At 69.1% G+C, this 12,983-nt stretch carries 12 protein-coding genes and 1 pseudogene; 3 read left to right on the forward strand and 10 right to left on the reverse strand.

From position 1 onward, the window contains the following. Positions 1-122 precede the first annotated feature (122 nt). Positions 123-1,400 carry a glycosyltransferase family 87 protein gene (locus tag AU192_RS01990; RefSeq protein WP_064394007.1) on the forward strand — a complete coding sequence of 426 codons (1,278 nt, stop codon included), beginning with the start codon at positions 123-125 and terminating at the stop codon, positions 1,398-1,400. A 32-nt stretch (positions 1,401-1,432) separates the two neighbouring features. Here the strand turns inward: AU192_RS01990 and AU192_RS01995 are convergent, their stop codons facing one another. The 5 genes from AU192_RS01995 to AU192_RS02015 all read right to left on the reverse strand — a co-directional run bounded on the left by AU192_RS01995 (position 1,433) and on the right by AU192_RS02015 (position 4,747). Continuing rightward, positions 1,433-2,158 carry a lysophospholipid acyltransferase family protein gene (locus AU192_RS01995; RefSeq protein ID WP_064394008.1) on the reverse strand — a complete coding sequence of 242 codons (726 nt, stop codon included), beginning with the start codon at positions 2,156-2,158 and terminating at the stop codon, positions 1,433-1,435. A gap of 83 nt (positions 2,159-2,241) precedes the next feature. Continuing rightward, the gene (locus AU192_RS02000) at positions 2,242-2,622 is read right to left on the reverse strand and encodes a hypothetical protein (protein ID WP_064394191.1); all 381 of its coding nucleotides are present in this window, start codon (positions 2,620-2,622) and stop codon (positions 2,242-2,244) included. Further along, a complete protein-coding gene (locus AU192_RS02005; protein ID WP_064394009.1) occupies positions 2,619-3,878 on the reverse strand; it encodes an ArsA family ATPase in 1,260 nt (419 codons plus the stop codon). The genes AU192_RS02000 and AU192_RS02005 overlap by 4 nt, the downstream gene beginning before the upstream one ends. A gap of 1 nt (position 3,879) precedes the next feature. Beyond that, a complete protein-coding gene (locus AU192_RS02010) occupies positions 3,880-4,317 on the reverse strand; it encodes an SRPBCC family protein (RefSeq protein WP_064394010.1) in 438 nt (145 codons plus the stop codon). 40 nt (positions 4,318-4,357) lie between these two features. Beyond that, complete coding sequence (locus tag AU192_RS02015; protein WP_064394011.1) at positions 4,358-4,747, reverse strand: hypothetical protein; 390 nt, start codon at positions 4,745-4,747, stop codon at positions 4,358-4,360. A gap of 92 nt (positions 4,748-4,839) precedes the next feature. On the opposite strand from AU192_RS02015, the gene AU192_RS02020 reads away from it, so the two are divergent. Beyond that, positions 4,840-6,642, forward strand: a complete 1,803-nt coding sequence (locus tag AU192_RS02020; RefSeq protein WP_064394012.1) for an AMP-dependent synthetase/ligase — start codon at positions 4,840-4,842, stop codon at positions 6,640-6,642. On the opposite strand, the gene AU192_RS02025 is transcribed toward AU192_RS02020, so the two are convergent. From AU192_RS02025 to AU192_RS02040, 4 genes are all read right to left on the reverse strand, one after another. Continuing rightward, positions 6,630-7,766: a glycosyltransferase family 4 protein gene (locus AU192_RS02025; RefSeq protein WP_064394013.1), complete on the reverse strand. Its 1,137-nt coding sequence runs from the start codon at positions 7,764-7,766 to the stop codon at positions 6,630-6,632. The two genes, AU192_RS02020 and AU192_RS02025, sit on opposite strands and share 13 nt — an antisense overlap. 1 nt (position 7,767) lies before the next feature. Further along, entirely contained in the window at positions 7,768-8,622 is an 855-nt protein-coding gene (locus AU192_RS02030; protein WP_064394014.1) for a hypothetical protein, read from the reverse strand. Continuing rightward, on the reverse strand, positions 8,591-9,712 hold the full coding sequence (ripC, locus tag AU192_RS02035; RefSeq protein ID WP_082693832.1) for a peptidoglycan hydrolase RipC: 1,122 nt from the start codon (positions 9,710-9,712) through the stop codon (positions 8,591-8,593). Before ripC ends, AU192_RS02030 begins: the two co-directional genes overlap by 32 nt. Before the next feature lie 153 nt (positions 9,713-9,865). Further along, entirely contained in the window at positions 9,866-10,069 is a 204-nt protein-coding gene (locus AU192_RS02040) for a hypothetical protein (RefSeq protein WP_064349930.1), read from the reverse strand. 111 nt (positions 10,070-10,180) lie between these two features. Between AU192_RS02040 and AU192_RS02045 the strand changes: the two are divergent. After that, a pseudogene (locus AU192_RS02045) lies at positions 10,181-11,968 on the forward strand (DEDD exonuclease domain-containing protein); the annotation flags it as partial. On the opposite strand, the gene trpD reads toward AU192_RS02045, so the two are convergent. After that, positions 11,906-12,973, reverse strand: coding sequence for an anthranilate phosphoribosyltransferase (trpD, locus tag AU192_RS24930; protein WP_231984501.1), 1,068 nt, complete (start codon positions 12,971-12,973; stop codon positions 11,906-11,908). The pseudogene AU192_RS02045 and the gene trpD sit on opposite strands and share 63 nt — an antisense overlap. Between the last annotated feature and the right edge of the window lie 10 nt (positions 12,974-12,983).

Below are 12,983 nucleotides of genomic sequence, written 5' to 3' on the forward strand. Positions count from 1 at the left end.
TGCGGGACGCCGAATACGAGGTGTAAGTCCGCGAGCACCCAGAAAACTTACGCCGACCTGCGCGTGTCGCGCCCGGGATACCGACCGACGCGCCGAGGCACCCCGATAGTCTGGTCAGCGACATGAGTACGTGGCGGTCGCCCGGCGGGGCTGGTTGGGGGCCAACGCTCGCCTGGCGGCTGTTTCAGCTGCTGACCCTGGCGGCGTTGGCCTGGGCGGGCTGGCGTGTGCTCGGCCGGGTGCCCTACCGCATCGACGTCGACGTCTACCGGATGGGCGGGCAGGCCTGGCTGGACGGCAGGCCGCTCTACGCCGACGGCGCGATGTTCCACACCAGGGGCGGCCTCGATCTGCCGTTCACCTATCCCCCACTTGCCGCCGTGGTGTTCGCGCCGTTCGCGTTGCTGTCGCTGGAAGCGGCAAGCGTCGCGATCACGGTGACCACGCTGGTGCTGCTCATCGTCGCGCTGACGATCGTGCTGCACCGGTGCGATGTCTGGTCGAAGACGTCGGTGACGACCGAACCCGCGTGGCTGCGGCAGGCGTGGCTGGCCGCCGCGATCGTCGCCCCAGCGGTGGTCTATTTGGAGCCCATCCGGTCGAACTTCGACTTCGGCCAGATCAACGTCGTGCTGATGACGTTGGTGATCGCCGACTGCGTGCCGCGCAGGACACCCTGGCCGCGGGGCATGCTCCTGGGTCTGGCCATCGCGCTGAAGCTGACCCCGGCGGTCTTCCTGCTGTATTTCGTGCTGCGCCGCGACGTTCGCGCGGTGGTCGTCACCGCGGTGTCCGCCGTCGTCGCCACGCTGATCGGGGTGGCGTTCGCCTGGCGTGACTCCCTGGAGTACTGGACCGAGACCGTGCGCAACACCGATCGCATCGGCACGGCGACGCTGAACACCAACCAGAACATCGCCGGGGCCCTGGCTCGGCTGGGGCTGAGCGAAGGGCCACGGTTCGTGTTGTGGACCGCGGCCTGCTTCGCGGTGCTGGCGCTCACCGTGTGGGCGGTGCGACGCGTGCTCAAGGCCGACGAACCGGTGCTGGCACTGATCTGCGTGGCGATGTTCGGGTTGGTGGTGTCGCCGGTGTCGTGGTCGCACCACTGGGTGTGGGCGCTGCCGACCCTGCTGGTCACGGCGCTGGTGGCCTATCGGAGGCGCCATGCGGCGCTGGGCGTGGTGGCCGCCGCGGGCTTTGCGTTGATGGTGTGGACACCGATCACGCTGATGCCCGAGCACCAGGAGACCGCCGCGTCGCTGTGGCGACAGCTAGTCGGCGGTTCCTATGTGTGGTGGGCGATCGCGATGATCGTGGTTGCCGGGTCGCTGACGGCGGCGCCGGCGATGCGCAGCAGGCCGGTCGTCGACGAGGCGCCGGTACCCGCGGTGAACTAGGCGGCCTCAGCCGGCCCGGTTGAATTGCCGGCTCAGCCGGCGGCCACCTCCGGCATGCGGGCCGACGGCTTTGCCGTGTCGTCGGCCCTGCCTTCCTTGACGTCGGCGGCGTAGAGGTCGACGTACTCCTGACCCGACAGCCGCATCAGCTCGTACATCACCTCGTCGATGACCGCGCGCTCGATGAAGCGGTTGCCCGCCAACCCCTCGAAGCGGGTGAAGTCCATCGGCTTGCCGAATTTCACGTGGACCTTGCCGAATCGCCACATCTTGCTGCCGGGCGGGTTGACCGAGTCGGTGCCGATCATCGCAACCGGGATCACCGGCACGCCCGTTTGCAGCGCGAGCCGCGCCAGTCCGGTCTTGCCCTTGTAAAGCCGCCCGTCCGGGGACCGGGTGCCTTCCGGATACATCCCGAGCAGCTTGCCCTCACCCAGGATGCGTTCTGCGGTGGTCAGTGCGGCCTGTGCCGAATCCGCGTCGGTGCGGTCGATCGGCACCTGACCGGCGACGGTGTAGAACCAGCGCTGGAACCAGCCCTTGAGCCCGGTGCCGGTGAAGTACTCGGCCTTGGCCAGAAATGTGATGCGCCGGCTGACGACGAGCGGCTTGTAGAAACTGTCCGCGACCGCAAGGTGGTTACTCGCCAAGATCGCCGCGCCAGACGGCGGAACATGCTCCAGCCCTTCGACTTTCGGCCGTCCCAATAACGTCAGCAGAGGTCCCATGAAGATATACTTGAACAGCCAATACCACATGGGCCCTCCCGGTGATCGAACACCGGCCGGTGTTCTGCGCCAACTTTACCCACGCACTGTGGATGCGACCACAGCGCGCAAGACTACTCCTCGACAGTTACCGGAATGTGCTGATATCGACCCGGCGCAGGAGGCGGAGCCGAGCCGTTCGGGCCCGGGCCGTCCGGTGGCCCGTCCGGAGGTGTGTCCGGCCCCGACGGGCCTTCTGCTGCCTGTTCCAGAATCGCCCGAACCACGGCAAGCAGGGCGACGCTGTGCTCGGCGACGACGGTGAGCAACGGATGCTGTTCGCCCGCGGCCAGGGCAGCAAGCGCACACACCGGGCACCAGACCTGCTGACACTTGCCCGCCGTACCGGTCGTCGCGCGCGCCGCGGCCAGTCGCACCGCGGGGTCCAGCCGGTCCAGGATGGCCTGCGCGAGCGCCCGCAGCTCCGGTCCGAGATCGCCGTGTGGCGTCGTCACTTCGGCCACACCTCCGGATTCGGTCGGAACCGCACGATCAACTCACTCCCACGCAGCTGCGCGTCCACGACGATGCATCGCCGCAACACGGACGCCAATCGGACCCGGCGCCGCAATCCGCCCGCGCCGACTATCAGATTGTCGTCGACCCGGCCCAGCGTTAGCGCCGAGGAGTCGACCTGCGGCAACTCTAGCCGTAACCGGTACACCGATTCGAGGCCGGAGCCGGACTCGCGGTCGACGATCGGGCGCAACGGACCGGGCGGGGGCGACCCGTCGCGGCGGCGTGCGCAGTCCAGCAGCTCACCGAGCGCCTTCGCCCCTATCGGCTCGCCGGCCAGATGCGGGACCAGGACGAGTTGCACATCGCCGATGGTCGCGTCGAGCTGATCGAGGACGGCCCGCTGTTCGGATATCCGCTCGGTGTACCAATCGAAGGCGGGATGTTCGGGCAGGTTGCGGTATTCGAACGAATCGTCTCGTACGAGTATCTGGTTGACGATCAGCTCGGCTACCGAAACGCCCATCAGCGCCAACGAACCCAGCGTCCGGGCGGCCTCGGCGGCCACCACCCGCTCGGCGGTCATCACCAGATGCGCGCTGACCTTGGAACCGTCGGTGAGCATCGCGCTCAGTGTGTCGGTGCCCGCGCTGATGCGTTCGAACAGGGCCACGACGGCCGCGCTGTGCGGATCGTCGAATCCAGTGGACAGCCGCCGGTGCCGCGGCCACGCCCGCTCCAGGTACAAACCGAACGTCGCGGGCAGAGTGAGCATGCGCAGCGCGTCGGCGGTCGACGCGCAGTCAACCACGATCCGGTCCCAGTCCCCAGAGGCCGCCAGTTCGCCCACCTCGTAGAGGCCGAGCACCTCCTGGACACCGGGCAGGGCCGAAAGTTCCTCCGGGGCAACGCTTCCCAATTCGGACTCGGGGAACCTGTCGGACAGTAGGCCCGCGATCTCGCGCCACCGCGCTTCGAGCAGGGCCAACGTATCCAACGCCAGCGCGTCCAGTGCTCCGCCACCGGCGTCGGCGTCGTCGGTGAACACCCGGGTGGGCCGGCGCGCGCCGGTCGGTGTCACGGTCACCCCGAGCACGTCGCCAATGGAGTGGGCCTGATCGGTCGAGACGATCAGCACACGCAGCCCCGCGCGTGCGTCACGCACGGCGGTGGCGGTCGCCAACGTCGACTTGCCGACCCCGCCCTTACCGACGAACAGGCCGATCTTGGCGACAGGCGGGTCGGGGGCATTCAGCTCACTCAGCCTCGACTCGTTTCTTGAGGTCCTTCAACGCGGTGTCGGTGAGGCGCCGTTCGGCTTTGCGCTTCAACAGCCCGATCATCGGAATGATCAGATCAACCGACAGCTCATAGGTGACATCGGTCCCGGATCCCTTGGGCGACAGTCGATATGCGCCTTCCAGCGACCTCAGCAGGGAGCTCGACACCAGCGACCACGTCACCGACTTGCGGTCAGGCGGCCAGTTGTAGGACAACACCATGGTGTCCTTGAGGACGGCGGCATCCAGCACGAGCCGGGCGGTCTTGGGATAGCCCTCGGCGTCGGCCTCGAGCACCTCGGTCTCCTTGTATTCGGCCACCCAGTCCGGATAGGACCCGATGTCCGCGATGACGTCCATGACCGTCGAGGGATCGGCATCGATGTAGATGGTCTGCGCCGTCTTGTCCGCCACGTTGAAAATCTACCCTCCCCTGTTGTCGGCGGCCGAAGCCTCAGGCCAACGGCGAAACACCCACCGGGCGCGTGGCCTCCAGCCGCTGCTTCACCTCGAATGCCATGTTCTTACCCGCGACCCGTCGCCGGTGGTTCATCTTCGCCAGATTCATCTTGGCCAGCTGCCACGCCGCCACCCCCGCCGGCTCGGCGTGCAGGAAATAGTGCAGCACGACCCCGTCGAGCACCGGTTCCAGCCAGATCTCCATGGTCCCGACGAGCGCCCCGGTGACAGTCCACCGGTGGCCCTTGTCGCCGCGATCCTCCACCACGGTCAGCCGCAGGTCCGGCCACCAGCGACGCCAGCTCGCGGGCTCGGCGATGTAGCGGCCGACCTCGGCGGGGTCAGCCGCGACGAACGTGTCGTCCGCGATCTGAATGCTGTGCATGGCATACCAGCTTCACATACGATCCTGCCCGCCCGGATACCGGCCGACTAGGGTGGATACGGCAAGAGCAGCCGCATCGAGAGGCCAAGACCGTGCGTGAGTTCAGTGTGCCAGCGTCCTTCACGGTGGAGGAGCACGACAACGTCGTCACCGCCGTGTTCGACCATGAGCGCGACGATCCCGACCATGTGATCTTCCAGCGCCTCGTCGACGGTTCGTGGACAGATGTGACGTGCAGGCAGGCCGCCGACCAGATTCGCTCCGCCGCGCTCGGCCTGATCGCCAGGGGCGTGCAACCGGGCGACCGCGTGGCGCTGCTGTCGGCCACCCGCTACGAATGGCCCATCCTGGACTTCGCGATCCTGGCCACCGGTGCGCTCACCGTGCCGATCTATGAGACCAGTTCGCCCGAGCAGGTGAAGTTCGTGCTCTCGGACTCCGAATCCGTGCTGCTGATCGTCGAGACCGACGCGCACGCCGACAGGATCGAGCACCTCAAGGACGAACTGCCCGGGCTGCGCGATGTGCTGCGCATCGAGAGCGCGGGCGCGTCGGCGCTCGACGAACTCGCCGAGGCGGGAAAGTCGGTCGATGCCAAACAACTCGACGACCGGATGGCCGGTCTGGCGGCCGCCGATCCCGCGACGCTGATCTACACCTCCGGCACCACCGGCCAGCCGAAGGGCTGTCAGCTCACCCACTCCAACCTGGTCTACGAGATCCGCGGCTCCAAGGAGTGCTTCCCGACGCTGCTGGCCAAGGGCGAGCGCATGCTGGTGTTCCTGCCGCTCGCGCACGTGCTGGCCAGGGCGATCACGCTCGCCGCGCTCGCCAACAAGGTCACGTTGGGCTTCACCAGCGACATCAAGAACCTCGTGGCGACGTTCGCGGTGTTCAAGCCGACCGTGGTGGTGTCGGTGCCGCGGGTGTTCGAGAAGGTCTACAACACCGCCGAGCAGAACGCCCACAACGACGGCAAGGGCCGGATCTTCGAGATGGCCGTCAACACCGCGATCGAGTGGAGCAAGTCGTTGGACACCGGCAAGGCCGGCCTGCTGCTGCGCGCCAAGCACGCGGTGTTCGACCGCCTGGTCTACGGCAAACTACGGGCGGCGCTGGGCGGCGACTGCCGCGCCGCCATCTCCGGCGGCGCTCCGCTGGGCGCACGGCTCGGTCACTTCTACCGCGGGGTGGGGCTGACGATCTACGAAGGCTACGGCTTGACCGAGACCAGCGCCGCGATCACCGTCAACCGGATCGACAACGTCAAGGTCGGTTCGGTCGGAACGCCGTTGCCAGGCAACAGCATGCGCATCAACGACGATGACGAGTTGCTGGTCAGGGGCGGCGTTGTGTTCAACGGCTACTGGAAGAACGAGGAGGAGACCAAGGCCGTCTTCTCCTCCGACGGCTGGTTCCACACCGGCGACCTCGGCGCGATCGACGACGACGGCTTCCTGACCATCATCGGCCGCAAGAAGGAAATCATCGTGACCGCGGGCGGCAAGAACGTCGCCCCGGCAATCCTCGAGGACCGGTTGCGTGCACACCCGCTGATCAGCCAGGCGATGGCGGTCGGCGACGCCAAACCCTTCGTCGGCGCGTTGATCACCATCGACCCCGAGGCGATCGAGGGCTGGAAGGAACGCAACAGCAAGAACGCGGACGCGTCGGTGGGCGACCTGGCCACCGACCCGGACCTGGTCGCCGAGATCGACCTCGCCGTCAAGGACGCCAATCAGGCGGTGTCCAAGGCCGAGGGGATCCGCAAGTTCCGCATCCTGCCGGTGGACTTCACCGAGGACAGCGGTGAGTTGACCCCGACGATGAAGGTCAAGCGCAAGGTGGTGGCGGAGAAGTTCGCCAGCGACATCGAGGCGCTCTACTCGGGGTAGAGCAGGTTCGACAGTCGCCTCGCGTGGGTGTGCCACTGCCAGTTCTCGACCACCCAGCGCCGACCCGCCGCGCCCATCCGCACGGCACGGTCGGGATCGGCCAGCAGGTCGCTGACAGCCGCCGCTATCGCGCCGACGTCCCAGCCGTCGACCACCACGCCGGTCTCGCCGTCCCGCACGGTCTCCGGCGCACCACCCGACCGGCCCGCCACGACCGGAACACCGGCCGCCGACGCCTCGAGATAAACGATGCCCAGTCCCTCGACGTCCAGCCCGGCGCCGCGGGTCCGGCACGGCATTGCGAACACGTCGGCCATGGCGTGGTGTGCGGGCAACTCGTCGCCGGGGACGGCGTCGGTGAAGACGACGTCGTCGGCCACCCCGAAGCTGTGCGCCAGCTTGTGCAGGGTCGACCGGTAGGGCCCGCCGCCGACGATCACCAGCGCCGCATCGGGCACGCGCTGCCGGATCGCGGGCATCGCCCGAATCAGCATGTCCTGCCCCTTGCGCGGAACCAGTCGCGACAGGCATACGACGACGGGGCGGTTGCCGAGCCGGTAGCGGGCGCGCAGTTCGGCTCGCGCGACCTCGTCGGGCGTGAACCGGTCCGTGTCGACCCCCGGCGGTAGGTGTTCGAGCGCGGCCCGTGGCCCGAACGCCGAGGCGAATCGGCGCCGGGTGTACTGGCTGACGTAGGTGACCGCATCGGTGGCGGATCCGATGCGCCGCAGCGCGGTTCGAGCCAGGGGCAACATGGACCAGCCGACCTCGTGACCGTGCGTACTGGCGATCACCCGGCGTGCGCCCGCGTCGCGGGCCAGCGGCGCCATCAGCGCCAGCGGAGCCGCGGCGCCGAACCAAACCGTCTCGGCCCCGGTCTGCTCGATGAGGCGCCGCATCCGGCCGCTCACCGACGGTTCGGGCAGCATGAGGGTGGTCGGGTGCCGCACGACTCGATACGACGCGTCCCGGTCGAACGCGTCGGAACCCTTCCATTTCGGCGCGTACACCGTCAGCGTGTGCCGCCCTTCGGCCTCGAGGTGGTCGACCAACTCCTGCAGATAGGACTGGATGCCACCGCGCCGCGGCGGAAAGTCGTTGGTGACCAACAGAACCCGCGTCACGTCATCGACTCGCCCACTGCCGCCACTCGGCCAGCACCGTATCGAGGTCCGTTCCGAGGATGTCGCGCACCGCCGTCGCGACGTCGGGGTGGCCGGCTCCGCAGGCCCGCTGGTACAGCGCGAGCAGCGTGGCTTCGCCGAACCGGTCGGCGACGAACCTGCTGAACCACCACGCCCGGTCGTAGGCCAGCGAACGCTCTGGCCCCGACAGTTCGGCGTCACCGGGCAGCGTGAGAAGCGAAGCGTCCGGCACCGGTGTGGCGGGCCGGGCCACGAAGTCGGCCACCCCCTCGGTGAGCCAGCGCGGAGCGTCCGACGCGGTTCGAGTGCGGGCAGCGTAATGAAACAGCTCGTGGCGCAACACGATTCGCAACGCGGCGTCGCTCAGATCGGCAGCGCCGGGGGCGAACATGATCCGCTCGGGCGTAGTGGTGGCCGCGGTGTGGGAGTCACCGCCGCCGATCGCCGCGAACTGCGCGCCGGTGCCTGCGACGGCGATGACGATCTCGCGCGGCCACTCCGGTCCCCAGAACGCGGTGACCGCCGCCGCGGCCCCGTCCGACTCAGCCGCGATCCGGGACAGCAACCGCTCGGTCCGCGGCCCGCCGAGATTCATCAACCGGACCGCACGGCCGTCGGCGAGCGTGTGGACGCGCGATGCCGCGGTCGGCGTGGTCAGCGACACCGGAGCAGCGGGGGGCGTGGCCACCACCGGACCGGACGGGACCTCGGAGCGGCCGACGATCAGCAGCGCGAAGATCAGTTCGGCGATGAGCAGCGCCGCGAGCCGAGACCTACTCCTCGCGTGCGCGACACCCCGGCGGTCAGTAACGGCGGACGTTGTAGATCGGCGCATTGTCCACCGGGGCGACCCGCACCGGCGTGCCGTAGGTCGAGGCGTGGACCATCATTCCGTCACCGATGTAGATCGCCGAGTGCGACGCGTCGGAGTAGTAGTTGACGACGTCCCCCGGCTGCATCTGGTCCTGCGACACCGGCTGACCGCCGCGGGCCAGCGCCTGGCTGGAGTGGGGCAGCGAGATGCCGGCCTGTTGGAACGCCCACATCACCAGCCCCGAGCAGTCGAACGCGTTCGGTCCGGATCCGCCCCAGGAGTACGGCGAGCCGATACGGCTCAGCGCGGCCTGGATCACGGTCGCGGAGTGTCCGGCCCCCGGGGCCGCGACGTCTCCGGGCGGAATGGCCCCGGGCGCGGGCGGTGCGGCCAGGACCGCGGGATCATCGCCGGGTGGCACCGGCGCCGGCGCAGGCACCGGAGGCATGGGCGGGAGGGCGGCGAGCGCCTCACGCTGGTTCGGGGTCAGCGCCTCGTACTGCGACTTCACGACCGCGATCTGCACCTGCAGCGTGCTCTGCTTGGACTGCAGATCGGCCCGGACGGCGGCGGCCTGTTCGGCCGCGGTCTTCGCCTCGGCGGCCGACTTCGCGGAGGCTTCTTCGGCCAGGGCCGCCTGCCTGCCCATTTCGCGGTAGCTCTTCATCTGCGCCGACATCTGGGCGGCCATCACGCGTTGTACGGACAGCTGATCGATGAGGCCCTGCGGCGAACCGGCGGTCAGGATCGCGTCCAGTCCATCGGTTCTGCCGCCCATATATTGGGCCGCGGCAACCTTGTCGACGGCGACCTGAAACTTTGCCAGCTGTTCGCGGGCCGCGTTCGCCGCTGCCGCATCGGCGGCGTGCTTGGCCTCCGCATCCCGCTGGATGGCCAGCTTGTTGTCGAGATCGAGCTGCGCCGAGTGCATCGCCTCGGTGGTCTGCTCGGCCTGACGCGACAGTTCGTTGAGCTTCGCCAGCGCGTCGTCGGCCGGATCGGCCTGCACACTGACCGCGAAGAGACTTGCGAAAAAAGTGATACCGACTATCGCGCTGACGAAGGGGCGAAGGAACCCACGAATGGTCAAACGCGTGCGGTCGAGCCTCAAGATTTTGCGTCCTTCAACTTCCGGAACGAAGCCGTGTCGAATAGCCCTTAGGTCTCAGACAGGTTACGAAACGGCATCGGCGTTGTCCAACAGAAGACGCAAATTTAACAGGCAGCTCATATTTCGTTCCGTCGCCCGTCGCGCCGCGTGTCATCAGGCGACACCTGAACTGCCCTCCCGCCGGATGGGTACCAGTCGCAGCCGCGGTGCCAGACCCACGTCGGCGAGCACCTCCAACGCTCGACGCTCGTCGTCCAGCAAGGTGTCGGGTACGCCCAGCAGAACACTCACGACGCAGTCCTGACAGCCCGGTCCGCGGACCGCGCAGTCGTCGCAGTCGATCTTCACCGTGCCCACGAATGGCTCCTCTCGGTCGGTGCGGTCCGCACGCTATCGGGAGGTACCGACAGATTCTGCGGGTCCGCGTGGCAACCCGAAGCTGTCGGTGGGATTTTCTACGGTCGACCCGTGAGCCAGCTCAGCTTCGCCGATGTCGATCGGCAGGCTGACGTCTCACTGCGCGACACCACGTTCGTCGTCGTCGACCTCGAGACCACCGGAGGCCGCGCCAGCGGCGACAACCACGACCAGATCACCGAGATCGGGGCGGTAAAGGTGCGCGGCGGCGTCGTGCTCGGCGAACTGGCGACGCTGGTGGACCCGGGCCGCAGCATCCCGCCGCAGATCGTTGCGCTGACCGGGATCACCACCGCGATGGTGTGCAACGCGCCGCGGATCGAGTCGGTGCTGCCGGCATTCCTGGAGTTCTCGCGCGGGGCCGTGCTGGTCGCCCACAACGCCGGATTCGACATCGGGTTCCTGCGGGCCGCCGCCGAACGCGCTCAGATCGCCTGGCCGCGGCCGCCGGTGCTGTGCACGGTCAAACTGGCCCGTCGGGTCCTCACCCGCGACGAGGCGCCCAGCGTGCGCCTCTCCGCGCTGGCCCGCTTGTTCGGCGCGAGCACCACCCCGACGCACCGAGCACTCGACGACGCGCGCGCCACGGTCGACGTGCTGCACGGGCTGATCGAGCGCGTGGGCAACCAGGGCGTGCACACGTACACGGAGTTGCGTTCGTACCTGCCCGACGTCCCCCCGGCGCAGCGGCGCAATCGCCACCTCGCCGCCGCGCTGCCCCGCCTGCCCGGCGTCTACCTGTTCCGCGGCCCCGGCGCCCAGGTGCTCTACGTCGGCACGGCCGTCAACCTGCGGCGACGCGTCGGGCAGTACTTCAACGGCTCCGACTCACGCACCCGCATCAAGGAGATGGCGTCGCTGGCCACCGCGGTCGACCACGTCGAATGCGCGCACGATCTCGAGGCAGGCGTGCGCGAGCTGCGCCTGCTGGCCGCGCACGCCCCGCCCTACAACCGCCGGTCGAAGTTCCCGCACCGATGGTGGTGGATCACGTTGACCGACGAGGCCTTTCCCCGCTTCTCGATCGTGCGCACCCCCAAGCACGACGCGGTGATCGGCCCGTTCCGCGCGCGTGCGGACGCCGTCGACACCGCAGCCCTGCTGGCTCGGTTCACCGGGGTGCGGACGTGCACCAAGAAGCTGGGGCGCGCCGCGGTGCACGGCCCGGCCTGCCCCGACCGGGAGTTGTCGCCGTGCCCGGCGCCCCGCGACGTGGGCGCCGACGAGTACGCGGAGACGGTCGCGCAGGCGGCCGACCTGATGGCCGGCCGCGACGGCCGGGCGCTGGCCGCGGTGCTGGCCCACGTCGCCGACCTCGCCGACCGCGGCCGCTACGAGACCGCGGCGCGACTACGCGATCACGCCGCCGCCGCGATCGATGGACTGTGGCGAGGCCAGCGACTGCGGGCGCTGGTCGCCGTCACCGAGTTGGTGGCGGCACGCCCGGACGGCAGCGGTGGATGGCACCTCGCGGTGATCCGCAACGGCCAACTGGCCGCGGCGGGAAACGCGCCGCGCGGGGTTCCCCCGATGCCCGTTGTCGACGCGATTTGCGCTGGCGCACAAGCCGTTCTGCCGTCGACGGCACCGTTGGGCGGCGCGCTGGTCGAGGAGACGGCACTGATCGCGCGGTGGCTACACCAGCCCGGGGTGCGCATCGTGCGCGCCGACGAGGGCTACTGCTCGCCGACGCATGCAGCGGGCCGGTGGGCGGCGTGGGCCGCGTCGGCGCGCTCGGCGCGGCTCGCCGCCGAACAGGTCGAAAGGACAACCCGCTCAGGCCTTTTGAGTGAACCGCACCCAACGCGCGAGGAGCTGTTCGGCCGCCCCGGAGTCGATGGCCTCGGCCGCCTTGGCCAGCCCGCTCTCCCAGGCCGGCAACCATTTGGCGTCGCTGGCTAGGCCCGCGTGCGCCACCAGCGCGCCCGCGGCGTTGAGGATCACGGCGTCGCGCACCGCCCCCGGCGCACCGCCGAGCACCGCGCGCACCGAGGCCGCGTTGGCCTCGGCGTCGCCACCGACCAGTTCGGAGATCTCGGCGCGCTTGAAGCCGAACGCGGCGGGGTCGAACTTCAGTTGTTCGACCGTGCCCGCCTGTACGCGCCAGATCGTGCTGGTCGTGGTGGTGGTGAGCTCGTCGAGACCGTCGTCGCCGTGGACCACCAGCACGCTGGACCCGCGGGCAGCGAACACGCCCGCCATCACCTCGGCCAGGTCGCCCCATGCGCAACCGACCAGCCCGGCCCGCGGCGCTGCCGGGTTGGTCAGCGGGCCGAGCAGGTTGAACACCGTGGGCACCCCGAGCTCGCGGCGCACCACGCCTGCGTGCCGGTACGACGGGTGGAAGTGGGGCGCGAACGCGAACCCGATACCGATCTCGGCGACGCTGCGCGCGACTTCGTCGGGACCCAGATCGATACGCACCCCGAGCGCCTCGAGCGTGTCGGCACCGCCGGACAGCGACGACGCGGCACGGTTCCCGTGCTTGATCACCGGCACGCCCGCGGCCGCGACAATGATGGCCGCCATCGTGGACAGGTTCTGGGTGTTGGCGCCGTCCCCGCCGGTCCCCACGACGTCGACGGTCGCGGTGCCGATCACGTCGGTCGGGACACGGCGCGCGTGTTTGAGCATGATGTCGGCCAGCTCCGTCACCTCGGCCGACGTCGGGCGTTTCATCCGCATGGACACCCCGAAACCGGCGATCTGAGCAGGGGTGGCCGCGCCGGTCATGATCTGGTCCATCGCCCACGCCGCCTGGCCGTTCTCCAGCGACTGACCGGTGGTGAGGCGGCCAAGGATCCGGGGCCAGGTGAAGGAATCGGGGTTTTTGGGAGAAGCCACCACGCGATTA

This window comes from Mycobacterium lehmannii (assembly GCF_001499925.1).
Lineage (GTDB): Bacteria > Actinomycetota > Actinomycetes > Mycobacteriales > Mycobacteriaceae > Mycobacterium > Mycobacterium lehmannii.